This is a genomic window from Cypionkella sp. TWP1-2-1b2, assembly GCF_049896245.1.
In the GTDB taxonomy this organism is placed as follows: domain Bacteria; phylum Pseudomonadota; class Alphaproteobacteria; order Rhodobacterales; family Rhodobacteraceae; genus Cypionkella.
This window is the reverse complement of record NZ_JAFCTX010000002.1, coordinates 166,462-188,479: the sequence shown is the minus strand read 5'-3', so window position 1 is coordinate 188,479 and position 22,018 is coordinate 166,462. Positions and strand designations below refer to the sequence as shown.

The following is a 22,018-nucleotide window of genomic DNA, read 5'->3' as shown; positions in this document are numbered from 1 at the left end:
TCCAATCTGTTCAAAATTGTGGAAAAACTGCGCGAATATGCCGTTAACCTGTGGTGAAATGCGGCCTTACAACCTGATCTTCCACGGTGCGGCGATATCCTTTGCGATGCGTCACAACTGTAAGTGTGACGGGCAGAGGCTAATCTGGGGTGAATGGCAGGGCAAAATATGCGGGCTGACTGGTGACTATTGCTAAAATCAAACACAAAAAGGGGAGCTTACGCTCCCCTTTTTGGTCATCAGTGCCAAACTGGCACTGACACGCTGCATAAACTTTTACTTCACCAAAAGCATGGCTTCGTGACGCTTCAGCGTGCGGCGGGCTGACTGGTAACCCTCCAGACCCGCATCGGTCTTCAACTCGGGGAACAGATCATAAATCTCACCGCGTTGCGCGTTGCCCATACCTTTCAGCGTGTAGTCGCCGGGCTGGAAGCTTTCGGTCCAAGCGCCGTTCGACAGCACAACCTCGTGGCGGTCAAACATGAAGTGGATGTAGCTTGCGCCCACCGCGTTCACGCTATCAATGCCCTTGCCCGCCACCAGATGCTTGGCCGAAACCAGCACCTCATGCTCGTCGAAGTAAAGCGCGGTGCGGTCATTGGCGACCAACACCCGGTGGTTCGGCGACACCATCATGTCACGCTCGGGCAGACCATTGCCAAGGCTGCCCTGACGGATCAGCACCGGCTTCAGATGCGGATTGGCCACCAGATCGTGCCAGCCCATATCCTTGCGACCCACCCAGCGGATTTCCTGAATACCATTGTCACGCGTGATGATGCGATCACCGGCTTTCAGCAGTTCCACCGGAACCTCACCGCGCGGCGTGGCAATCAGCGTGCCGGGGGTAAAGCAGGGGATGACATTCTCGATATTGGTGAAGGTCAGCGTGCTGGTGACATTGCGATCCGCATCCAAGAACTGAACCGTGCCGTTTTCGGCATTGTTCGGATCATAGACGATGTTCAGCGGGCCTGAGCCTGTCAGATCAAGCGTGTCATAATCATCGCCACCCTCGTTGCCGTCGATCACATCGCCCGCGCCATCCGCTGCGGTGCCGACAAGGAAGGTATCACGGTCATTGCCGCCTGCGGATGTATCCGCCCCCTCACCGCCGACAATGAAGTCATTGCCAACATTGCCACGGATGCTGTCATCGTCGATGCCGCCGTAGAGCAGATCATTGCCCTGACCGCCATCAAGGGTGTCATTGTCATCCATCCCGAAGATGGTGTCGTTGCCCAGACCACCGACAATGCTGTCATTGCCGTTGTTCGGCAGCAGATCGCCCGCCGCGTCCGGGATATTCACCGCATCCGGCACACCGGGACCGTAGCCGCCATAGATCAGATCATCACCTTGGCCGCCGTCGATCAGATCGGCACCTTCGCCGCCGACGATTACGTCATTGCCTTGGTTGCCCTCGATAGTGTCGTTATCGAAACCGCCGTCGATCACATCATTGCCGAAGCCGCCATAGATCACGTCGGCATCGTCGCCGGTGTGAATGGTGTCATCGCCAGCACCACCGTAAACCGTATCCAGATCATTGGTCGGGTTGGCATCGGACGGATACAGCCCCGAATAGCCCTGATCCGGCAGCGGAGCCGCACCGCCGCCCGAAGTGTCGATGACATCATTGCCCTCGCCACCATAGACCGCGTCATTGCCATTGCCGCCCGTCAGCGTGTCATCGCCCGCCCCGCCGCGCAGCGAGTCATCGCCCGGACCGCCATAAAGCGCATCATTGCCAGCACCACCGTTCAGCGTGTCATCACCCGCTTCACCGTACAGCACGTCATTGCCAAGATCGCCATCGACCAGATCATCGCCCAAGCCAGCATGGACAGTGTCATCGCCAGCGCCTGCCCGCACGCGGTCATCATTGGGCGCATCATTGCCCAAAATCGCATCGCTATGGTCGATGAAATCGCCATCCGGGTCGCCTGTGTAATTGAAGTCGATCAGATCGTTGCCTGCAGTGCCATCCACATAGCCATCGCGCGGATCACAGTTGTCCACGCTATCGGACAGTTGGAACAGATCGACCGAGCCCGCAAAATGCTGGTCAATATTATCCAGCGTGTTCGGATCAGAATTGGCCTGCCCTGCGCCGACGATCCACGGCTGATCCTCGCCGCCCATATCCATGGTCAACGTGTTCGGAACGGTGTCATTGAAGCTGTCATTGCTGGTCAGGTTGTCGATGTGCAACTGACCGCCAGCGCCGCCCTGATCCCAGGAATAGGACAGGTTGATCTCATCGCCCGGATTGGCAAAACCCGGATCGGTGCCAAAACTTTCGGTGCCCGTTGCGGTTTCGTGGCTGATCACCACAGACCCATCGGCTTGAATTTCAATGCGATAACCGGCGGGGGTTTCGCCCACACTGTCGCGTGACAGCACGGTCTGCGTCGCGGTCAGCGGCTGATCTGCAAGGGTAAAATGCAGATCCAGCGTGCCCTGATCCATCTGATAGGCCGGGTCTTGGTAGATTTTTACCAAGTCGTCCTGGCCATCCAGCACAGCTTGGCCGCCAACGGAAGTCGCACCATTGCGGTAGGTGCCCAGCTGATCGCCCAGCGCCGGTGCGCTGTCCAAGGCGTTGGTGCCAAGGTCGTTGAAATTAAATTGCGCAAAAACCGGCATGTCATATCCCTCATTTCACCTGAGAGCCGGAATTCCGTCTCTCGTCCGACCCAAGCCCAGATCGCTGTGAAGCGACCTCGAAAAGGCGCGAACCCGGTTTCATCCGAGGTCAACGCCTATTTGCCTGCCGTCTGAGGTGAAGCGAAAGCGATGCTGTTCGGGAACCAACGGCTCCCGGTCAAAAAGGTACATTTTTCATGACAAGCCTTTGGTCGCAGAACCCAAGGCTAAGGCAGCAAATCTTTCACACACATGTGCCTTCCGACACATTACCATTCAACGACCGCCCCCACGGCCTTTGTCTTTCCCAGTAAGACTTGATCTGAATACCGCCTGTTATGCCGAGCGCAAAGTAAAAAAAGACCTAATTGCGGCAGCGTTCAGCCACAGACCTGCCACAATCGCAGCCTGTCAAAATGACGCCCACACGCCCTGATTGTATCATCTGACGCTGAGTTTCGAGATTGAAAACAATGGGTCATTTTGAAAAACGCAGGCTTATCAGGCGCTAGGGCCGGAAAGCTTCAATGCTTCGTCGCCTACAAGTCGCGCCACTGTTTCCAGAACGGAAACCAGCCAAAAACCTGATACTACCTTAACCATCACAGAGAATATTTGCCATTCTTTCACCACAATCTCAAAACGCTGTTGCCGAGACGGCGTCAATTCGGCGGTTTGGCGGAAACTGTTCAAGATGACGCTAGGTCAACCGGGGCGGTCCTGCGAATCGGGCGCAGATTTCCGTCAGTAAGATGTTCAAAATTAACTATAAACCGACTGAACGGCGAAGTGATTCTTGATGTTAACGATGAATCGCCGCAGCTTTGCCACAATCTGCGCGTGCGCAGGATGCTGGGGTCTGTTTGTAAAAGAAAGTTTGATGGTACGGGCGGCCGGACTCGAACCGGCACTCCTTGCGAAAACAGATTTTGAGTCTGTCGCGTCTACCATTCCGCCACGCCCGCACAGTTCACACTCTTGGTAGTGACCGCAGAGCGATCCGAAGTGTCAGAACCAGCACTTGACTGATCCGAGGCGCGGTTTAGCCGCGCCTCTTGTCCGCGTCAACAGGATTTGCGCAAGCAAATCATCGCTAAAGGTTATTCGTTCTGAAGGTGTCGCAGGCAGTCAGCTGGCCAGACTTCAACCCGGCAATAAACCATTTCGAGCGTTGCGCCGATGTGCCATGGGTGAAGCTTTCCGGCATCGGCACCTGACCCGCGTTGCGTTGCAGGGTGTCATCGCCGATTTGTTTGGCGGCGTTGATGGCTTCGTCAAAATCGCCCTTCTCAATGGTGCCATAGGTCTGCTGCACTTCACGCGCCCAAATCCCGGCCAGACAATCCGCCTGCAATTCGATCCGCACCGAAATCTCGTTGCTGTCAGCTTCGGAAGATTGGCTGCGGACCTCGTTGGCTTTGTTTAATATCCCCAACTCGTCCTGAACATGGTGGCCGATCTCATGCGCCACCACATAGGCCATCGCGAAATCACCCCCCGCGCCCAGTTGGCGCGACATCGTGGTGAAGAAATCGGTATCGAGGTAAACTTTCTTGTCACCGGGGCAATAAAACGGCCCCGTCGCCCCCGAAGCATCGCCGCAGGGTGAGTTCGTCACGCCCTTGAACAGCACCAGCTTGGCGGGTACATAAGTCTCTCCCAACTGCTGCTTGAAAATCCCCGCCCAAATCTCTTCGGTATCGGCCAGCACCACCGAGACGAATTGTCCGGCCCGCTTGTCGGCATCGCTGATCTCAACCGGAGCACCGGTCTGCTGGCTTTGGGTTTGGCTGTCATTCAACAGCGGCGTCAGATCAAATCCCAGAAAGTAGCCGATCACCACCACCGCGATCACGCCGATGCCACCCACACCGCCGATGCTGGCCCCGCGTGTGCCGCGCACGCCGCGCCGGTCTTCGATATTGCCGCTGCCTCTGCGTCCACGCCATTCCATAACCGCACCCCACGCTGTTTTGGCCAATTTAACTGTCAACGCGTGAAGTGCAATCGGGTTGCGCTGTTCCGCCCTCTTGACCCCGAGCCCCGCGCGTGGCCATTGGGCGCAAAAGCGCGGAGAGTCTGGATGTTTCGCAAGCTGTATAACTGGACGCTGCATTGGGCGGGCTCGCGCTATGCCGAGCCTGCGATGGGTGCTGTGTCGTTTGTGGAAAGCTCGGTGTTTCCTATCCCGGCGGATGTGCTGTTCATCCCGATGTGTCTGGCAAGGCCGGATCGGGTCTGGCGTTATGCTTTGATTGCCACGGTCACTTCGGTTCTGGGCGGCATCTTTGGCTGGATGATCGGGCATTACGCGTTTGATCTGCTGGCCCGCCCGGCGCTGGAATTCTACGGCAAACTCGGCGCGTTCGAGGCGTTGAAGGCGCAGACCGGCGATACCGCTATTTTGGTGATGCTGGTGACGTCTGGCCTGACGCATCTGCCGCCGATGAAGGTGGTCACTATTCTGTCAGGGGTGGTGTCATTCGATCTGAAATGGTTCATCCTGTCGGCGATCGTGGCGCGGGGCGGGCGGTTTTATTTGCTGGCCTATCTGTTGCAGCACTATGGGACGCAGGTGACGGGCTTTATCGAGCGGCGTTTGGCGCTGATTGTCGGCGGGTTGGTGGTGGTTGGCGGGCTGATCTGGCTTGCGACCCGGATGGTATGAGGCTTTGATGACGCGGACTTCTTTGATCTGGATTGCCACGCTGGGCTCGGCGCTGTTGCTGGGCGGGGCGTTTGCTTTTCAGTATTTCGGCGGCTTGATCCCTTGCGTTTTATGCCTCTATCAGCGCTGGCCGCATGGGGTGGCGATCTTGATCGGGCTGCTGGCTTTGCGGGGCCGGGGGGCTGCGCTGCCGCTGTTGGGGATGCTGGCTTTGCTGATGACGGCGGGGATCGGGTTTTATCATGCCGGGGTCGAATTGGGCTGGTTCGCCGGGCTGGCGACCTGCACGGTCGATACCTTGCAGGGGATCAGTGCGGGCGATCTTTTGAACACCGATATTTCGGTCGGAAAACCGGTGCGCTGCGATGCGGTGCCGTGGGCTGCGCTGGGGGTTTCGATGGCGGGGTGGAATGCGATTATTTCCGCTGCGCTGGCGGTGGTCTGGGGGCTGGCTGCGCGAAAGGCTTAAGTGTCCACGCGTGGACAGGTTTTCGGCGACGTTAAATCAAGGGCTTACAGGTGCCAATTCAGGATTTGTTAAGTTTTGGCTGGCATGGCATGCTGTGGTCATGCCTGAACCGCCGCCCTCATTTTCTGCACGATTCCGCGCCTGGAGGGCCCGCTTGGGCTTTGTCGCACGGCTGGCTTGGCGGATTGCTGGGCGGGCGTTTGGGCTGTTGCAGCAGCGCAGGCCCCCTGCTCCGGTGACGGCTGATCCGGCGCTGATCGCGGATTACGATCAGATTATCGAGGCGCTGCAAACTGGCGATACTGGGTTTTTGACGCGGTTGGGGTCGGGATTTGCAGCGAGTTCGGACAGCTTTGCTGGCCAGCCATGGCTGTTCAACGCGATTGATCTGGGCAATCTCGCCAGCCTGCGCTGGTTTCTTGCGCAGGGCGTGGCGCTGGACGGTATCGATAAGGACGGACGGTCTGTGGTGCAGGCGGCGGTCGAGCGTGCCGCTGTGGTGGATGAGTTTGACGATGCCCCCGACGACCCGATGCCGCTGATTGAGGCTTTGCTGGACGGCGGCGCTGCGATCAATGCGGCCTCACGCCAAGGGCTGACGCCGTTGCATGTGGCGGCAGCTTTGGGATTGGGCGAGGTCGTGCAGCTGCTGCTGTCGCGTGGGGCTGATGCGACTTTGCGCGATGAGGGTTTTGCCCATGCCACGCCGCGCGATTACGCGGTGCAGGCGGGACATATTGAGGTGGCTGATCTGCTGCGGTAGAGTGGATCTCGGCTTTCACATTGGCTTAAATACTCCCGCCGGAGGCATCGAGGTTGGTCTAAGGAGCCTCCGGCGGGGATATTTGAGCAGAGAGGATGACCAAAGAGGCAGGCTACCCCAGCAGCCTCTGCCCCTCTTGCAGCGCGAAGCGATCTGTCATGCCCGCGACGTAATCGGCCACCAGTCGGGCGAGTTCGGTCTCGGATTGGGCGGCGGTGATATCGGTGCGCCATTCTTCCGGCAGCATTTCGGGTTGGGCGAGATAGAGCGGGAACAGGCCGTTCACCACTTCGGTGACTTGTTTGCGCATCACGATCACCGAGGGCGCGCGATACATGCGGTGGAACAGAAAGCTGCGGATGGCTTTGAGTTCTTGATAGAGCGGCTTGGAAAATCGGATGATCGTCATCCCCATGGCGCGGATTTCTTCGACCGATTGCGGCTGCGCTGCATCAAGGCGGTTTTTGGCCACCGCGATCACGTCTTCGACCATGCGGCCAAACACCCGGCGCAGGGCTTCATGGCGGCGGCGCATTTTATCAAGGCCGGGATAAAGCGCGTCAACTTCGGCGAAAGCGGGGCCAGTGACGGGCAGTTCCATCAGATCGTTTTCATCGAACAGGCCAGAGCGGAGGCCGTCGTGCAGATCGTGGTGCGAATAGGCGACATCATCGGCGATGGCGGCCACTTGAGCCTCGGCGCTGGCATGGGTGTGCAGTTCCAGATCCCACTGGGCGTTTACCTCGGCCAAGGCATAGGGCAAGGGGCCAGCGTGTTTCTCATCGGCATTGGGGCCAGTGACCGGGCCATTGTGCTTGGCGATGCCTTCCAGCGATTCCCATGTCAGGTTGAGGCCGTCGAAATCGGCGTAATGGCGTTCAAGGCGCGTGACGATGCGCAGGGCCTGGGCGTTGTGATCGAAACCGCCGTAGGGGGCCATCAGCATGGCCAAAGCGTCTTCGCCGGTATGACCGAACGGGGTGTGGCCAAGGTCGTGGGCCAAAGCGATGGCTTCGGCAAGATCGGTGTTCAGGCCCAAGACACCCGAGACGGTGCGGGCAACTTGCGCCACCTCGATCGAATGGGTCAGACGGGTGCGGTAATAATCGCCCTCATGTTCGACAAAGACTTGGGTTTTGTGTTTCAGGCGGCGGAAGGCGCTGGAATGGATGATGCGGTCGCGGTCGCGTTGGAACGGCGAGCGAAAGCTGGACATGCGCTCGACATGCAGGCGGCCACGCGATTGGTCGGGTTGGCAGGCGAAAGGGGCAAGCATAGGAAGCCAATCTTGTTTGGGGCCGTTCTTGTTGTCTGTGTTCGCTTCCCCTATATTCGGATTTAGCCGCCAATGGATAGAGAAATGCCATGGAATTGAATCTGCCCCCCCGTGTGACCCCGCGTGCTTTTGCGCGGTTGGCGGAAATTGCCGAAATGACCGGCGAAAAGAAGGCGTTGCGGGTGGCGGTGGAGGGCGGCGGCTGCTCGGGCTTTCAGTATGATATCAAGCTGGACGTGCGGGGGCTCGATGATCTGGTGATTGAGGGCGACGGGCAATCGGTGTTGGTCGATCAGGTATCTTTGCCGTTTCTCGCCAATGCGGTGATTGATTTCAGCGATGAGCTGATCGGCGCGCGGTTTGTGATTGAGAACCCGAATGTGGCGAGTGCCTGCGGCTGCGGGACTTCGTTTTCGATCTAGGCTCGATCTGGGGGCTGGATTGTTGGCGGGTGTGGTCTAGATTTTGGCGTCTGATTTGGGGGCGCTATGTCTGTTGTTCTGATGCTGGGCTCGGCCCCGATGGTGGTGCAGGCGGAGGAGTGGCCGCGTGCCTTTGACACGGTTGTCGCCATCAATAACGCATGGCGGGTGCGGCCCGATTGGGATTTTGCAATTTATCCGTGGGATTTTGATCCGAGCCGGGTGCCTGTGGCGGCTGCGGCTCATACCTTGGTGACAGAGGCTGATTTCGTCCCTGCGCAGAACCGCTATGGCGGCTTTGTCTATGCCGGGGCGACCATGGCCTATACGGCGGGGTATTGGGCGCTGGATGCGTTGCGGCCTCGGGTGCTCGCGGTGTTCGGCTGCGATATGCATTATCCTGCCGGGCAGACACATTTCTATGGCACAGGCACGCCTGACCCGTTGCGCGCCGATATCACCCTGCGCAGTCTGGAGGCGAAATCGGTGCGGCTGATGGCGATGGCGGCGCTTCAGGGCTGTGCGGTGGTGAACCTGTCCACCGGACCGTCTCGGCTGATGTGTCCGCGCGCGGCTTTGTCGGATTTGGCTGCGGTTCGGCCTCTGGCGTTTGATGCTTTCCGGGTGCAGGCGGCGCAGGCGCGGGAAGCGACTTTGGGCTATTTCGCGCCCTCAGGGCGGTATTGGGAGGATCTCTCGGCTTATGACGTGGCTGAGATTGACCGCCTTGATGCGCTTTGGCTGGCTTGTTTGCCGTAAGGTGGCGGCTTAAGACTGGGGGGTAACGTGGAGAAGCCTGATGAAAATTGCCACCTTCAACATCAACGGCATCAAGGCACGGATTGAGGCTTTGCCCGCTTGGCTGGAAGCGGCTCAGCCGCATGTGGTGTGCTTGCAGGAAATCAAATCGGTGGATGAAGGTTTTCCGCGCGAGGTCTTCGAGGCCATGGGCTACCGGGTGGAAACCCACGGCCAGAAGGGTTTCAACGGCGTGGCGATCCTGTCGAAACTGCCACTGGAGGATGTGACGCGCGGGCTGCCGGGCGACGATGACGACGAACAAGCGCGCTGGATTGAGGCGACGGTGATGGGAGCAAAGGCGGTGCGGGTGTGTGGGCTGTATCTGCCAAATGGCAACCCTGCGCCGGGGCCGAAATATGACTATAAGCTGGCATGGATGGCGCGGATGCAGGCGCGGGTCGAAAGCCTGTTGCCGTTGGAGGAACCGCTGGTGTGCTGTGGCGATTACAACGTGATCCCGCAGGCCGAGGATGCGGCCAAGCCGGAACTCTGGACCGAGGACGCGCTTTATCTGCCGCAAAGCCGTGCGGCACTCCGCCGCCTGCTGAACCTTGGGCTGACCGAGGCGTTTCGGGCGCGCAACCAATCGCCGGGGCAGTATTCATTCTGGGATTATCAGGCGGGGGCTTGGGAGCGGAACAACGGCATCCGCATCGACCATCTGCTGCTGTCACCGCAAGCCGCCGACCTGCTGCAAGACTGCCAGATCGACAAACAGGTGCGCGCGGGCGACAAGCCTTCGGATCATGTGCCTGTGTGGATTGAACTCGACGCCTGACCCACTTTAGGGCGCGCCGAAGTCGATCACCTGCACGATTTGCGCCACCGGGCCTTTCGCCAATCTTTGCCCCGTACGTGCGGTCGAAACTGCCGGCAAAGCGCGACGGATCATGTCGATATGCGCGGGTTTGACCTTGTCGCGGGCGCAGGCTCCGGCCTCATTCCAGCGGGATTTTGGGACGGGTCCGGCGACTGCTGACGAAATCAACTGCGGGGCGATGTCGTTCTGCGCCACGGTGTTGGTGGCAATCAGCGTCTTGATCACCTCTGCCGCAACTGTGGCCGATTCCGCGAACGGCATCTGCGCCACTGCCGCTTGATCGGGATTGGCGCTGTTGTCGTTGACGCATTTGCGCGCCACGAACAGCCAGTCATGCAGGATATAGGCCGGGGCATAGCCCCAAGGCGAGAAGCCCTTGAACACCTGCGCCAAGGCCGGGATCGAGCCGCCGTCGGTATACATCATGTCGGGCTGAATGGTTTTCAGCGTGGCGCTCGGGTTGGCCCGCTCAAACCGCAAGGGCGTGGCAGAGGGGACATAGACAAAACGGCCATCGCCCTCACCCGCTTGGGTCTCGCCCACCCACATCACCAGCACGGTGCCGCTCAGCTTGCCGACCGGGGCATGGTCGTAATCCACCGCGCCGCAGGCGGCCAAAGCGAGGAAAGCCAGAAACCGCAGCATCGCGTCACCTCTGCGCTAAGGGATCAAAGGGAATTGGGGCTCAAAGCGGAGTGCTGGGCAAAACGCTAGCGCAAGCCTGATTGAAAGCAACTGAAAATCAGAAGCGCGGCAGGCAGGCCTTGGGTCTGACATTTTGCCGAATGTGTGGGCACTATTGCTTGATCAGGGCAGATTGACACGCACGGGTCCCACGGCAACAACCTGTTCAACTTGAAGGAACATGCCATGACCCTGCCCTACCCTGCGACCTATTACGCCCAAACCCTGACCGAGAGCAGCACTCGCCCTATGCTGCATGGGGTGGAGGAGGCCGATGTGATCGTGGTCGGCGGTGGGCTGGCGGGCCTTGTCACCGCGCTGGAACTGGCAAAGGGGGGCTTGAAACCGCTGGTGCTGGAGGCGCAGGCGGTGGGCTGGGGGGCGTCTGGGCGCAATGGCGGCATCGTCTCGCCTGCGTTTGCCTGCGGATCGGAGGATATTGCGGCACGCGTGGGGGTAGAGGCCGCGCGCGCACTGCACCGCTTGACGATTGAGGGCGTGGACCGGGTGCGGGGGTATATCCGTGATTTGGACATCAAGGGGGCTGATCCGATCTCGGGGCTGTTGAACCTGCGCCGCTTTGACCGCGCCGATGATCTGCACGCTTACGCTGCGGAATTTGCGCAGGATTTCGGCTACGAGCTGATCTATCTGGACCGTGCCGCGATCCGCGAACGTCTGCTGAGTGATCGCTATTTTCACGGGCTGGCGGATGCTCAGGCCTTTCACATCCACCCATTGAACTATCTGCGCGGGCTGGCTTCGGAATTGGAGCGGTTGGGCGGGCGGATTTATGAAGGCTCGCCTGCGGTGAAGGTACGATTTAGCGGTGTGCAGAAGGTGGTCAAGACCGCGCAAGGCGAAGCGCGCGGCCCCCGCGTGGTGTTCGCAACCGGGGGCTATACCGACGGGCTGGTGCTGCGGTTGAAACGCGCGGTGCTGCCGATTGCCACCTATATGATGGTGTCGGAAGCAGCCCCCGATCTGATCGCCAGCGCAATTCGCACGCGCGAGGCAGTGTTGGATGATCGCCGCGCGTCGGACTACTACCGGGTGATCGAGGGCGGCAATCGGCTGCTGTGGGGCGGGCGGATCACCACGCGGGCGGCCTCGGCGGCAGGTGTGGCGCAGGAATTGCGGCATGAGATGGTAGGGGCGTTTCCACAACTGGCGGGGTTGCGGACGGAACTCAGCTGGTCGGGCCAGATGGGCTATGCGCGGCATCTGATGCCGCAGGTCGGGATGATGGAGCCGGGCGCGTGGCATATCACAGCGTTTGGCGGGCATGGGCTGAACACCACGGCAGTGGCGGGCAAGGTGCTGGCCGAAGCGATCCTGGGCGAAAGCGACCGTTTGGCGATGTTCGCAGCCTTTGGGCTCGACTGGGCGGGCGGGCCCTTGGGATTGGCGGCAGCACAGGCGACTTATTGGAAGCTGCAACTGCAAGATTGGTGGCGCGAGCGTTAAGACTTTCATCTTGGCAAAAATACTCCCGCCGGAGGCATCCCGCATTGGCCCAAGAAGCCTCCGGCGGGGATATTTGAGCAGAGAGGATGACCTGAGCGTCAACTTTGTGTGACGTCGTAGTCGTAAAGCCAGTCAAAGCGGCTCAAAGCGAGGTTGGGGGCGATCTTGCTTCCAAGCCGCAGGGCGGTGTGGGCGACGCCGCGTTGCAGGCCGGACAGGTGATAGGTCTTCGCATTGCCATTGGCGGCGGCAACGATGCGGCTGCAGCGCGGCTTGCGGGCGGATTGGTAGGCGGTGAGGGCTTGCGGCACGGGCAGGTGTGCGAGACGATCGGCCAGCAGCCAGGCATCCTCCAGCGCCATCGAGGCGCCTTGGGCGAGGAAGGGCAGCGTTGGGTGGGCGGCGTCGCCGAGGATGACGGCGGCCCCTTCAGGCAGAAATTTATGCCAGACCTGCGCGACAGGATGGCGGAACAGGCCCCAGACATAGACATCCTGCGCTTGGTCGAGCCAGCTTTGCACGCGGGGGCTAAAATCCTCAAACGCCAGTTTCATCTCAAGCGAATCGTCGCGCAGCGACCAGCTTTCTTCGACCCAAGCGTTGCGTTCTTCCACAGCGACGATGTTGCGCAGGGTGCCACCACGCAAAGGGTAGCTGACCAGATGGCGGCCTGCCCCCATGTGGACCTCGGCCACCGGGGCGGCGTTGGGCTCGGCGGGGATGATGCAGCGCCATGCGACGTGGCGGGTGAAGAAGGGCGCGGTTTTGCCGTTGAGGGCTGCGCGGGTTTTGGAATGCAGGCCATCGGCACCGATCAGCAGGCTGGGGTGGGATTCGGCACCATGGGCAGTGAGTATGCGCGGGCGTGGGCCGGACAGATCGACGGTTTCGATCTTTTGCAGCAAACGGATTTGCACACCGGCGGCACGGGCGGCTTTGGCGAGAAGGTCAATCAGATCGGCGCGGTGCAGGAAATGGTAGCCCTGCTGTGGGCGCAAGCGGGCGAGATCGAGGCGCAGCACCAGATCGCCGTCGCGGCCATCGCGCAACTCTACCGCTTGCGCCCGCATCGAGGCGGCATCAAGGGCAGCACCCAAGCCCAAAGCCCGCAGCACCGCAGCGCCATTGGGCGAGATTTGCAGGCCCGCGCCGATCTCGCGAATGGCATCGGCTTGCTCTAGCACGGTGACTTCCGCGCCCTTTTGCGCCAGAGCGAGGGCTGCAGCCAGACCGCCGACGCCTGCGCCCAGTATCGTGATCGGTTGCCCTGCGATGCTCATCCTAAGCCCCCTAATGAGAACGCCGAACCCTAGGGCCCGGCGTTATCTGTTTCGCATTGCTTGCTGCGCCGCAAGCGGCTCAATCGTCGCGGTGGACCTTCTCGCGGCGCTCGTGCTTTTCTTGCGCTTCCAGCGTCATCGTGGCGATCGGGCGGGCATCCAGCCGTTTCAGGCTGATCGGCTCGCCGGTCATTTCGCAATAGCCGAACTCGTTGGCGTCGATCCGGCGCAAGGCGGCGTCGATCTTGGACACCAGTTTGCGCTGACGGTCGCGGGTGCGCAATTCCAGCGCGCGGTCGGTTTCCTCGGACGCACGGTCGGCGATGTCGGGGACGTTGCGGCCACTGTCTTGCAGGTTGTCGATGGTTTCGGCGGATTGGCCTTGCAGCTCTTGCTTCCAGGTCAGCAGCTTGCGGCGGAAATATTCCAGCTGCCGGTCGTTCATGAAAGGCTCATCCTCGGCAGGACGATAATCGTCTGGCAAGAAGGTTTCGGCTTTCATTGCAGCACTCTCCCATTTCTCAGGATGCGCTGCCAGGTGGGCTATGGTCATGACGCGCTCCTGCATGGGCGTGCATCTAAAGGAATCGGAAAGCTTTGTCACTAGCGGTTGCGACAAATTCGCGTGGGCTTTAAGGTTTGTCCGACCTTTATACAGTGGCTTGGAAATCCTATGAAATTTAACTCAACCGACCGCTATATTGTCGCAGAGGATCTGGGCGTTGCGGTCAATGCAGCGGTGACCTTGCAGCGCCCCTTGCTGGTGAAGGGCGAGCCGGGGACGGGCAAGACCGAACTGGCGCGGCAGGTGGCAACAGCATTGGAGATGCCGCTGATTGAGTGGCATGTGAAGTCCACAACCAAGGCGCAACAGGGGCTTTATGAATACGATGCGGTCAGCCGGTTGCGTGATAGTCAGCTCGGCGAAGCGCGGGTGCATGAGGTTTCCAACTACATCCGCCGTGGCAAGCTGTGGCAGGCGTTCACCGCCCCCGCCCGCGTGGTTTTGCTGATTGATGAGATCGACAAGGCGGATATCGAGTTTCCCAATGATCTGTTGCAGGAACTCGACAGGATGGAGTTTCATGTTTATGAGACCGGCGAGACCGTGCGCGCCCTGCACCGCCCGGTGGTGATCATCACCTCGAACAACGAAAAAGAACTGCCGGATGCGTTTTTGCGGCGCTGTTTTTTCCACTACATCCGCTTCCCGGATGCGGATGTGTTGGCGGCGATTGTGAAGGTTCACTTCCCCGACATTAAGCCCGCGCTGCTGACAACCGCGCTGACGCAGTTCTTTGAAATCAGGGAGACGCCGGGGTTAAAGAAAAAGCCCTCGACCTCGGAAGTGCTGGATTGGTTAAAACTGCTGCTGGCCGAGGATCTGGCGCCAGAGGATCTGAGGCGGGATGGCAAGCATAGCCTGCCGAAACTGCATGGTGCTTTGCTGAAGAACGAGCAGGACGTGCATCTGTTTGAGCGGCTGGCGTTTATGGCACGCGGGCAACGCTAGAGCGTCGCGCGCCACACCTCCCCCGCCGCCCCGGACTTGATCCGGGGCCTCATGCGTGGCGCGAGGCAGGGGCCCCGGATCAAATCCGGGGCGGCGGGGTGATTGGGGCAGGCACTCTGCATGGACAGCGACAATCACCGATGGTTCGCAGGATTGTGCATGAAGAATCGAGAATCAGGCGATTCTGCCGTGGTTTAGCCATAGTCTTGCCACAATTCGGTAACGAAAATTGAGATTTATGAAATATAGTGAAATATATGGCGAGTCATTTGTGGATAATATGGCGTTTCCGCTTCGGCAACCATCCATAGGTAGACTCTGGGATTTTGTGCGGAATCCTAAAGATTGACATGATCATGCCCGAAAACTGACACTGCAAGCCTGTTGTCTCGCCTGATGAGTGAGCTTCCTAACTGCAATGAGTTCCAATGACTTACGCCCTGCCTTTGCCCCTCTGCCAAGTCGCCCTGATTGGGTGGCGGTGCGTCGGCAAAGCGGCTGCGCCTTCGGTGATCTGCCACCGGATGCGCGCAGCGCAGAGCAAAGGTCAGGCCAATCTGCCGCTGCTCGGTGGATTGGCGATCATTGCAGGCAGGAGGCCCATGACTGGAGGCAGAGGTGCTACGGGACGCGCGCTTTGCTTGCCAAACCGGGCCCTTCATCCCGCCACAACCGTCGGTCTGCTCCGGCGGGCGTGGTGTGGGGTGAAGGGTGACGGCGCGGTGAAGATGCAAGCGAAGGACTGGTTGGGCAAGGCTTTGGGGCTGGATGCGGGGGCATCTGACACCAAAGGTCTGACCGGGGTTTTGCGCGCGTCCCGCCACGCTTCACCAATTGACAGGGGGCCGCTGCGGCCTCTGAAACCTTGTATGAATGGTCTGCCAGCCCATGCGCCTGATATCCATGATCGCCGTTCTCGGCCTGACTGCCTGTATGCCTGCCCCGTCAGCACAGGTTTCCAAAAGCTACACTGAAGCGGGCACAACCGGCGTTGGCTTGCCTGCGATGCAAGGATTTGGGTCGGTGGCCACCACCGGGCCGGCCCGCTCTAATGCCGAGATCGCGCATGATTTCCTTGATCTGGAATTTCGGATGGAAAGCGGCCGGGCGATCCCGAATTTCTCGCGCTTTGAAGGCCCGATCACGGTCAAGCTGACAGGCGATGTGCCACCCACCGCGCCCGCCGAAATGTCGCGCCTGATCAAGCGCTTCCGCGCCGAGGCTGGTCTGCCGGTCAGCTTTGCCAAACCCGGCGAGAGCGCCTCGATCACCATTGAATTCCAGCCCCGCGCCCAGATGGCCAAAGTGGTGCCGATGGCCGCCTGTTTCGTGGTGCCGCGCGTGCAGTCTTGGGCCGAATACAAAGCCGAGCGCAATGGCCCAAAGGTGGATTGGACCACAATGACCAAGCGCGAGCATGTCGCGATCTTCGCGCCGTCTGATGTGTCGCCACAAGAGGTGCGCGATTGTCTGAACGAGGAAACCGCGCAAGCCATGGGGCCGCTGAACGATCTGTATCGGCTGACGGATTCGGTGTTCAACGATGACAATTTCAACTCGGTACTGACCGGATCAGATATGCTGATGCTGCGGCTGCATTACGCACCCGAGCTGCGCAATGGCATGAATGAGGCCGAGGCCGCGAAATATCTGCCCGGCATGTTGGCTCGGATGAACCCGGCCGGAAATATTGCCAGCGGCACGTTCAAGCAGATCGCCCCGCGCTCGTGGATTGCGGCGGTTGAGGGCACGTTTGGACCGCGCGGCGGCAATGCGGCCCGGCTGCGTTCGGCGGATATGATGTTGCAGATTGCGATGGCGCAGGGTTGGCATGATGCGCGGCTGGGCTTCAGCTATTATGCCAAGGGCCGCGCTATGGCAAGTTCGGACCCAACGCAGGCGGTGGCGGCGCTGACCGAGGCCGCCCGTGTTTACCGCAGTATTCCCGGCGCGCAGGTGCAACTGGCGCATGTCGATATGCAGTTGGCGGCGATTGCGCTGGCGGCAGGGCAGCCTGATCAGGCGATTGCCTTTGCGGATCGCTCGATCCCGGTGGCAAAACGCGCCGAAAACGCCTCGTTGCTGGCGACGCTGATGCTGATCAAGGCCGAAGCGTTGGAGAACGAGGGCCGCGTCACTGAGGCACGGGCCTTGCGTCTCGACACTCTGGGCTGGGCGCGTTATGGCTTCGGCTCGGAGCGTCAGGTGCGCGGACGGATGGCAGAGATTGCCAATCTGGGCGCGCGCGGGCATCGGGGATAATTTCGGGGCATTGGTCTTTTGCGGCCTGTCCCAGCAAAGGGGCAGGCCGTGATCGTTTTGGCTGGGTTACTGATCGGTGCGATCTATGGCGCGTTCAGTGCCAAACGGCGCGGTGGGCGCGGCTTGGATATGCTGCAATATGGCGCGGCTTATGCGATCATGCTGGCGCTGATCGGGCTGTTCCTGACGATCTATCTGCACCGGACTTTGGCGGGGTAAGCGATGTTCCTGCCGTTCTTTCAGGCGTTGCGGAAAGAAGGCGTGCCGGTATCTTTGCGCGAATATCTGGCGTTTCTGGAAGGGCTGGCGGCGGGTCTGGTGACCTATGACGCGGAAGGATTCTATCATCTGGGCCGTCTGACAATGGTGAAGGACGAGCGTCACATCGACCGCTATGACCGGGCTTTCGGCTATAGTTTCAGTGGCTTGGAGGCAGTTTCTGAGGCAGAGGTGTTGCAAGCGCTGGACATGCCAGCGGCTTGGCTGGAGAAGCTGGCGGAAAAGCACCTGACGGCGGAGGAGCGCGCGGCGATTGCGGCTTTGGGCGGTTTTGACAAGCTGATCGAGACTTTGAAGCAGCGTTTGGCGGAACAAAAGCACCGTCATCAGGGCGGCAATAAATGGATCGGCACAGCGGGCACCTCGCCGTTTGGCGCTTATGGCTACAACCCGGAAGGCGTGCGGATTGGGCAAAGTGAAAGCCGCCATCAGCGCGCGGTGAAGGTCTGGGACAAGCGCGAGTTTCGCAATCTGGATGATCAGGTCGAACTCGGCACCCGCAATATCAAAGTGGCGCTGCGTCGCTTGCGGAAATGGGCGCGAACGGGGGCGGCTGAGGAGTTGGATCTGGACGGCACCATCCGCGCCACGGCTGAACATGGCTGGCTGGATGTGCAGGTGCGACCCGAGCGGCGCAATGCCGTCAAGGTGCTGTTATTCCTTGATATTGGCGGCTCGATGGACCCTTACATCAAGGTGATGGAGGAGTTGTTTTCCGCCGCCCGCGCCGAATTCAAGCATCTGGTGCCGTTCTATTTCCACAACTGTCTGTATGAGGGCGTTTGGCGCGACAACGCGCGGCGCTGGGGTGCGCAGACTTCGACCGCCGAGGTGCTGCGGACCTATGGCGCGGATTACAAATGCATTTTCGTCGGCGATGCCTCGATGAGCCCCTATGAGATTTTGCATCCGGGTGGGGCGAATGAGCATTGGAACGCCGAGGCCGGGCAGGTTTGGTTGCAACGCGCCTGCGACCGCTGGCCGAACCATTTGTGGATTAACCCGGTGCCCGAGGCGCATTGGGGCTACACCCAGTCGATCCGGTTGATCGGGCAGATTTTTGCAGGCTGCATGGTGCCGATGACGCTGGAGGGGATCTCTCGCGGGATCAAGGCGTTGCGTTGATGACGGGCGGCTGCGACAGCACACCGCGGCAAATCAGCCAAGCTTGGCTTGCGGTGCGCCCCCGCTGCCCCATATCCGTGACATGTTGAAATTTCTCCCCTTTCTGCTGGCGATTGGCTACGGCCTGCTGATGATGCGCTTTTCGGTTTGGCGCACCAAAAAGATGCTGGCCGAGCAAAGCCAGCCGTTGCGCGATCCGGGGCTGCTGGCCTTGGCGCACAAACTGGCGGTGGCGTTGGAACTGCCGCAGATCAAGGTCAATGTGTACCAGATTGAAGCGGTCAATGGCCTTGCCGCACCCGATGGGCAGATTTATCTGACGCAAGGCTTTCTGGACCGCAAGGCGAAGGGCGAGGTTTCGGATGCCGAACTCGCCTCGGTGATCGCACACGAGTTGGGCCATGTGGCGTTGGGCCATACCCGGCGGCGGATGATTGATTTCACCGGGCAGAACGCGGTGTTCGTGATGCTGTCGGCGCTGCTCAATCGCTTTTTGCCGGGGATTGGGGTGTGGATCGCAAATATGATTTCGGGCGCGTTGATGGCGCATATGTCGCGGCGCGATGAGTTTGAGGCGGATGCCTACGCGGCGGCTTTATTGGTGAAGGCGGGGATCGGTGTGGGCCCGCAGGTGTCGCTGTTTCGCAAGCTTTCCGCGCTGACCGGGGCTGCGGGCGCTGGCACCCCGGCCTGGCTTTTAAGCCATCCGAAAACCGATGACCGTATCGCCGCGATTGAGGTTTTGGACGCACGTTGGCGGGATGGGTAGGGCGGGGTTCACCCCGCCGCAACGATTGGCGTAGTGAACTCCGGCCTACGTCTCTGCCAAAATCGCCTTGGCGAGCTTCGGCAGTTGCGCGCGTTTCAACAGGGATTTCAGCGGGATAGCTTCGCCCTTCATCGCTTCTGCTGTGGCGTGGACATGAGCGACCACCTCTGCCACCTCGCGGGGGTGAAACGACCACATTTGCCAGAGCAAACCATCAGGATCGCGGCGCTCCAGCCCTTCTTCGGCCAGCAGGTGGCGGGGGAAATCCTTGGCGTTGAAGGTGACGATGCAATCGGCGTGGCCCGCGATGGCGATGGCCAACACATGTACGTCGTTGGGGTCAGGCAGCAGCAGGCGGGCTTCGATATTGGGTTGTTCGCGCACGCAACCGCGCGGGAAGGCAGCGCGCAGCAGATTGGCTTCGATCTCGGCTTGCGCCTGCGCGTCGGGGCCGATCTTGGCTACAGCACGGGTCCATTCGCGCAGGATGCGGTCAGACCACAGCGCCTCATACAGCCCCTTCCCCGCCACGCCCAGCAGGATTTCCCGCAGCACGGTGGGGTATAAAACGCAGGCGTCGAGGACGGCTTTCACAGCGGTTCACGTTTGAATTGCATCAAAAAGCGCCCGAAGATATCGGCACTTTTCGATTTACTTTGTGGAGAGAAAACGCAAACCACTTTAATCGAGCCGGAAGAACAGGGCCTTGAGATAGCCGCTTTCCGCCAGTTGCGGCAGCATCGGGTGATCGGGGCCTGCGAAGCCTGTGTGTAGCAGTTGACCACGTCGGCCACCGCGCCCGATGCCGCGCGCAGATGCGTTGCGGAACGAGGCGAGGTCAGCGGCATGGCTGCACGAGCACAGCACCAGATAGCCGCCGGGGGCGACCAATGGGGCGGCGAGCCGGGCGATGCGTTCGTAGGCGCGCAGGCCAGCTTCCAAAGCCGGTTTGGCGGGCGCGAAAGCGGGCGGATCGCAGATCACCAGATCAAACTGCGCGCGCTCTGCGCCCAAAGCTTCCAGCACGTCGAAGGCGTCACCTTGGCGGGTGGTGAAGCGGTCGGCAAAGCCCGAAGCCTCGGCACCCTGCCCTGCCAGCGCCAAGGCCGGGGCCGAGGCATCCACGGCCAGAACCGAAGCCGCGCCATTGGCCAAAGCCGCCAAACCAAAGCCGCCGACATGGGCGAACATATCCAGCACTTTTGCGCCCTTGGCGAAGCCTGCAGCAAAGGCGTGGTTCGGGCGTTGGTCGAAGAACAGCCCGGTTTTCTGGCCTCCGGTCACGTCAGCCAAATAGATAGCACCGTTCATCGGCACTTGGATCGGGGCAGACACCCCGCCCACCAGCACCAGATTTTCCTCGTTCAGCCCTTCCAGCCCGCGCGAACGCCCGGTGGCGTTTTTGACCACGGTTGTAACGCCGGTGACCGCCTGTAAAGCCGCGACCAGCACCGAAAGATGCGCCTCGGCCCAAGCGGCATTGGGTTGGATCACTGCGGTATCGCCGAAACGGTCGATGACGATGCCGGGCAGACCATCGGCCTCGGCATGCACCAGACGGTAGAACGGCTGGTCATACAAACGGTCGCGCAGTGAGAAAGCGCGGGTGAGTTTCGCCTCAAACCATGCCTGATCGAGTTCGGCTTCGGGGTTGCGATCCAGCATCCGGGCGATAATTTTGGAATTGGTGTTGACCGTGACCAGACCCAGATCGCGGCGATCCGCATCGACCAAAATCGCCAAAGCGCCGGGGGCAAGGTTATTGGTCCGCCTGTCCGTCACCAGTTCATCGGCATAAACCCATGGGAAGCCGTGACGCAACGCGCGGGCCTCGGCTTTGGGACGCAAGCGAACGATGGGATAGCGGCGCGATACGGTTTCGGAACCGGTGTCGGCGTCATCGGCGGGATGCGGGGCGGGGGTATGCGAAATGGGAGAGCTCATGCCCCCCCCATACTAAGATATCGCGGCTGTGAAAAGGCCTGCGTTTTTTCTGCGCGGGCGGCTATTGAAGGCTGGCCAACTGCGCCGGGCTGCCGTCAAACCGCGTCACCACCGCATCGGCGGGCAGCACAGTGACCGGAGCCGACAACTCACGCCGGATCACTTCGGTCAGCCTATCGGTCACAACGACCTTTTGCGTACGGCCAGTTTCTTCTTCGGCAATCGCCCGCGCCCCGCCTGCGCCTTTGACATCGGCTACGATCATCCGTGGCCCCTGCACGATAGTCCCGGTGGCCGCATCACGCACCGTCATCATGAAATGCATCGAATGTACCCCGCCGATGGTGTAGCGGGTTTTCTCGGTCAGGCAGTGAAAGCGTACAACCTCCAGATCAACCACAACCGGTGCGCCGGTGTGCATCGTCGCAGTGCTGCGCGCTGCTGCATCGTCAAAGATCGCTTTTACCTGTGCATAGCGATCGCCCGGCAGGTCGCCGCGCCAGACGATATCGGCGCTGGGGCGGAAGGTATTCGCCTCGGACACCCGCAACGAATGTGGCACCGAGACATTGACGGCTTTCACATCATATTCTGCTTGCAGCATCACCGGGCCACGCGGGCCGGGGGCTTGTGGCAGGCGCGAGGCCTGCGACAGATCCGACGACACTTGGTTTTGCGTCGACATCGAGGTGGTTTGCGCGCAGGCCGAAAGACCCAAGGCCAGCACCAGTATGGAAATCGAAGTCATCTTCATAGCTTCACCCTTTTGGTTGCCCCGCCGCCTTTAGACTTATCGGGCATTAACCAAATAAAGCCCTGCAAAT

21 protein-coding genes and 1 tRNA gene are annotated in these 22,018 nt (G+C 60.3%); 12 read left to right on the top strand and 10 right to left on the bottom strand.

The genetic code is table 11. The annotated features are described in order from the left end of the window. Window positions 1–276: 276 nt before the first annotated feature. The 3 genes from ACP7AP_RS02100 to ypfJ form a co-directional block, all read right to left on the bottom strand. Window positions 277–2,652 carry a Hint domain-containing protein gene (locus ACP7AP_RS02100; protein WP_426031735.1) on the bottom strand — a complete coding sequence of 792 codons (2,376 nt, stop codon included), beginning with the start codon at window positions 2,650–2,652 and terminating at the stop codon, window positions 277–279. An 881-nt stretch (window positions 2,653–3,533) separates the two neighbouring features. Then, window positions 3,534–3,617, bottom strand: a tRNA-Leu gene (locus ACP7AP_RS02095). 128 nt (window positions 3,618–3,745) lie between these two features. Beyond that, on the bottom strand, window positions 3,746–4,606 hold the full coding sequence (gene ypfJ, locus ACP7AP_RS02090) for a KPN_02809 family neutral zinc metallopeptidase (RefSeq protein ID WP_426031734.1): 861 nt from the start codon (window positions 4,604–4,606) through the stop codon (window positions 3,746–3,748). A 129-nt stretch (window positions 4,607–4,735) separates the two neighbouring features. Here ypfJ and ACP7AP_RS02085 point away from each other — a divergent pair, with 129 nt between their 5' ends. The 3 genes from ACP7AP_RS02085 (at window position 4,736) to ACP7AP_RS02075 (ending at window position 6,552) form a co-directional block, all read left to right on the top strand. Then, window positions 4,736–5,320, top strand: a complete 585-nt coding sequence (locus tag ACP7AP_RS02085; protein ID WP_426031732.1) for a YqaA family protein — start codon at window positions 4,736–4,738, stop codon at window positions 5,318–5,320. A gap of 7 nt (window positions 5,321–5,327) precedes the next feature. Then, window positions 5,328–5,789, top strand: a complete 462-nt coding sequence (locus ACP7AP_RS02080; protein WP_426031730.1) for a disulfide bond formation protein B — start codon at window positions 5,328–5,330, stop codon at window positions 5,787–5,789. Window positions 5,790–5,943: 154 nt separating this feature from the next. After that, the gene (locus ACP7AP_RS02075; RefSeq protein ID WP_426031728.1) at window positions 5,944–6,552 is read left to right on the top strand and encodes an ankyrin repeat domain-containing protein; all 609 of its coding nucleotides are present in this window, start codon (window positions 5,944–5,946) and stop codon (window positions 6,550–6,552) included. A 112-nt stretch (window positions 6,553–6,664) separates the two neighbouring features. Here ACP7AP_RS02075 and ACP7AP_RS02070 read toward each other — a convergent pair whose 3' ends face one another. Beyond that, complete coding sequence (locus tag ACP7AP_RS02070) at window positions 6,665–7,828, bottom strand: deoxyguanosinetriphosphate triphosphohydrolase (protein WP_426031726.1); 1,164 nt, start codon at window positions 7,826–7,828, stop codon at window positions 6,665–6,667. 95 nt (window positions 7,829–7,923) lie between these two features. Here ACP7AP_RS02070 and ACP7AP_RS02065 point away from each other — a divergent pair, with 95 nt between their 5' ends. The 3 genes from ACP7AP_RS02065 to xth all read left to right on the top strand — a co-directional run bounded on the left by ACP7AP_RS02065 (window position 7,924) and on the right by xth (window position 9,829). Continuing rightward, window positions 7,924–8,250, top strand: a complete 327-nt coding sequence (locus ACP7AP_RS02065) for a HesB/IscA family protein (protein ID WP_426031756.1) — start codon at window positions 7,924–7,926, stop codon at window positions 8,248–8,250. Between the two features lie 66 nt (window positions 8,251–8,316). Next, the gene (locus ACP7AP_RS02060) at window positions 8,317–9,009 is read left to right on the top strand and encodes a hypothetical protein (RefSeq protein ID WP_426031724.1); all 693 of its coding nucleotides are present in this window, start codon (window positions 8,317–8,319) and stop codon (window positions 9,007–9,009) included. Window positions 9,010–9,049: 40 nt separating this feature from the next. After that, window positions 9,050–9,829, top strand: a complete 780-nt coding sequence (xth, locus tag ACP7AP_RS02055; RefSeq protein ID WP_426031722.1) for an exodeoxyribonuclease III — start codon at window positions 9,050–9,052, stop codon at window positions 9,827–9,829. A gap of 6 nt (window positions 9,830–9,835) precedes the next feature. On the opposite strand, the gene ACP7AP_RS02050 is transcribed toward xth, so the two are convergent. Beyond that, window positions 9,836–10,516 (bottom strand): hypothetical protein, encoded by a 681-nt coding sequence (locus tag ACP7AP_RS02050; protein WP_426031720.1) that lies wholly within the window; start codon window positions 10,514–10,516, stop codon window positions 9,836–9,838. A 225-nt stretch (window positions 10,517–10,741) separates the two neighbouring features. Between ACP7AP_RS02050 and ACP7AP_RS02045 the strand changes: the two genes are divergently transcribed. Continuing rightward, window positions 10,742–12,022 carry an NAD(P)/FAD-dependent oxidoreductase gene (locus ACP7AP_RS02045; protein WP_426031718.1) on the top strand — a complete coding sequence of 427 codons (1,281 nt, stop codon included), beginning with the start codon at window positions 10,742–10,744 and terminating at the stop codon, window positions 12,020–12,022. Between the two features lie 98 nt (window positions 12,023–12,120). On the opposite strand, the gene ACP7AP_RS02040 is transcribed toward ACP7AP_RS02045, so the two are convergent. Together ACP7AP_RS02040 and dksA are read right to left on the bottom strand one after the other, a co-directional pair. Next, the gene (locus ACP7AP_RS02040; protein WP_426031716.1) at window positions 12,121–13,302 is read right to left on the bottom strand and encodes an FAD-dependent monooxygenase; all 1,182 of its coding nucleotides are present in this window, start codon (window positions 13,300–13,302) and stop codon (window positions 12,121–12,123) included. 79 nt (window positions 13,303–13,381) lie between these two features. Then, window positions 13,382–13,804 (bottom strand): RNA polymerase-binding protein DksA, encoded by a 423-nt coding sequence (gene dksA, locus ACP7AP_RS02035; RefSeq protein ID WP_054004539.1) that lies wholly within the window; start codon window positions 13,802–13,804, stop codon window positions 13,382–13,384. A gap of 171 nt (window positions 13,805–13,975) precedes the next feature. Here dksA and ACP7AP_RS02030 point away from each other — a divergent pair, with 171 nt between their 5' ends. The 5 genes from ACP7AP_RS02030 (at window position 13,976) to ACP7AP_RS02010 (ending at window position 19,250) form a co-directional block, all read left to right on the top strand. After that, window positions 13,976–14,815 (top strand): AAA family ATPase, encoded by an 840-nt coding sequence (locus tag ACP7AP_RS02030; RefSeq protein ID WP_426031714.1) that lies wholly within the window; start codon window positions 13,976–13,978, stop codon window positions 14,813–14,815. 888 nt (window positions 14,816–15,703) lie between these two features. Continuing rightward, window positions 15,704–17,077 (top strand): DUF2927 domain-containing protein, encoded by a 1,374-nt coding sequence (locus tag ACP7AP_RS02025; RefSeq protein WP_426031712.1) that lies wholly within the window; start codon window positions 15,704–15,706, stop codon window positions 17,075–17,077. 48 nt (window positions 17,078–17,125) lie between these two features. Next, window positions 17,126–17,296, top strand: coding sequence for a hypothetical protein (locus ACP7AP_RS02020; protein ID WP_054004542.1), 171 nt, complete (start codon window positions 17,126–17,128; stop codon window positions 17,294–17,296). A 3-nt stretch (window positions 17,297–17,299) separates the two neighbouring features. Continuing rightward, window positions 17,300–18,481: a vWA domain-containing protein gene (locus ACP7AP_RS02015; RefSeq protein ID WP_426031710.1), complete on the top strand. Its 1,182-nt coding sequence runs from the start codon at window positions 17,300–17,302 to the stop codon at window positions 18,479–18,481. Window positions 18,482–18,563: 82 nt separating this feature from the next. Further along, window positions 18,564–19,250, top strand: a complete 687-nt coding sequence (locus ACP7AP_RS02010; RefSeq protein WP_426031708.1) for a M48 family metallopeptidase — start codon at window positions 18,564–18,566, stop codon at window positions 19,248–19,250. Between the two features lie 45 nt (window positions 19,251–19,295). Here the strand turns inward: ACP7AP_RS02010 and ACP7AP_RS02005 are convergent, their stop codons facing one another. The 3 genes from ACP7AP_RS02005 to ACP7AP_RS01995 all read right to left on the bottom strand — a co-directional run bounded on the left by ACP7AP_RS02005 (window position 19,296) and on the right by ACP7AP_RS01995 (window position 21,948). Further along, on the bottom strand, window positions 19,296–19,844 hold the full coding sequence (locus ACP7AP_RS02005; protein ID WP_426031706.1) for an RSP_2648 family PIN domain-containing protein: 549 nt from the start codon (window positions 19,842–19,844) through the stop codon (window positions 19,296–19,298). A gap of 87 nt (window positions 19,845–19,931) precedes the next feature. Beyond that, window positions 19,932–21,194: an RSP_2647 family RNA methyltransferase gene (locus tag ACP7AP_RS02000; RefSeq protein ID WP_426031704.1), complete on the bottom strand. Its 1,263-nt coding sequence runs from the start codon at window positions 21,192–21,194 to the stop codon at window positions 19,932–19,934. A gap of 61 nt (window positions 21,195–21,255) precedes the next feature. Next, window positions 21,256–21,948 carry a DUF6778 family protein gene (locus tag ACP7AP_RS01995; protein ID WP_426031702.1) on the bottom strand — a complete coding sequence of 231 codons (693 nt, stop codon included), beginning with the start codon at window positions 21,946–21,948 and terminating at the stop codon, window positions 21,256–21,258. Window positions 21,949–22,018: the final 70 nt, after the last annotated feature.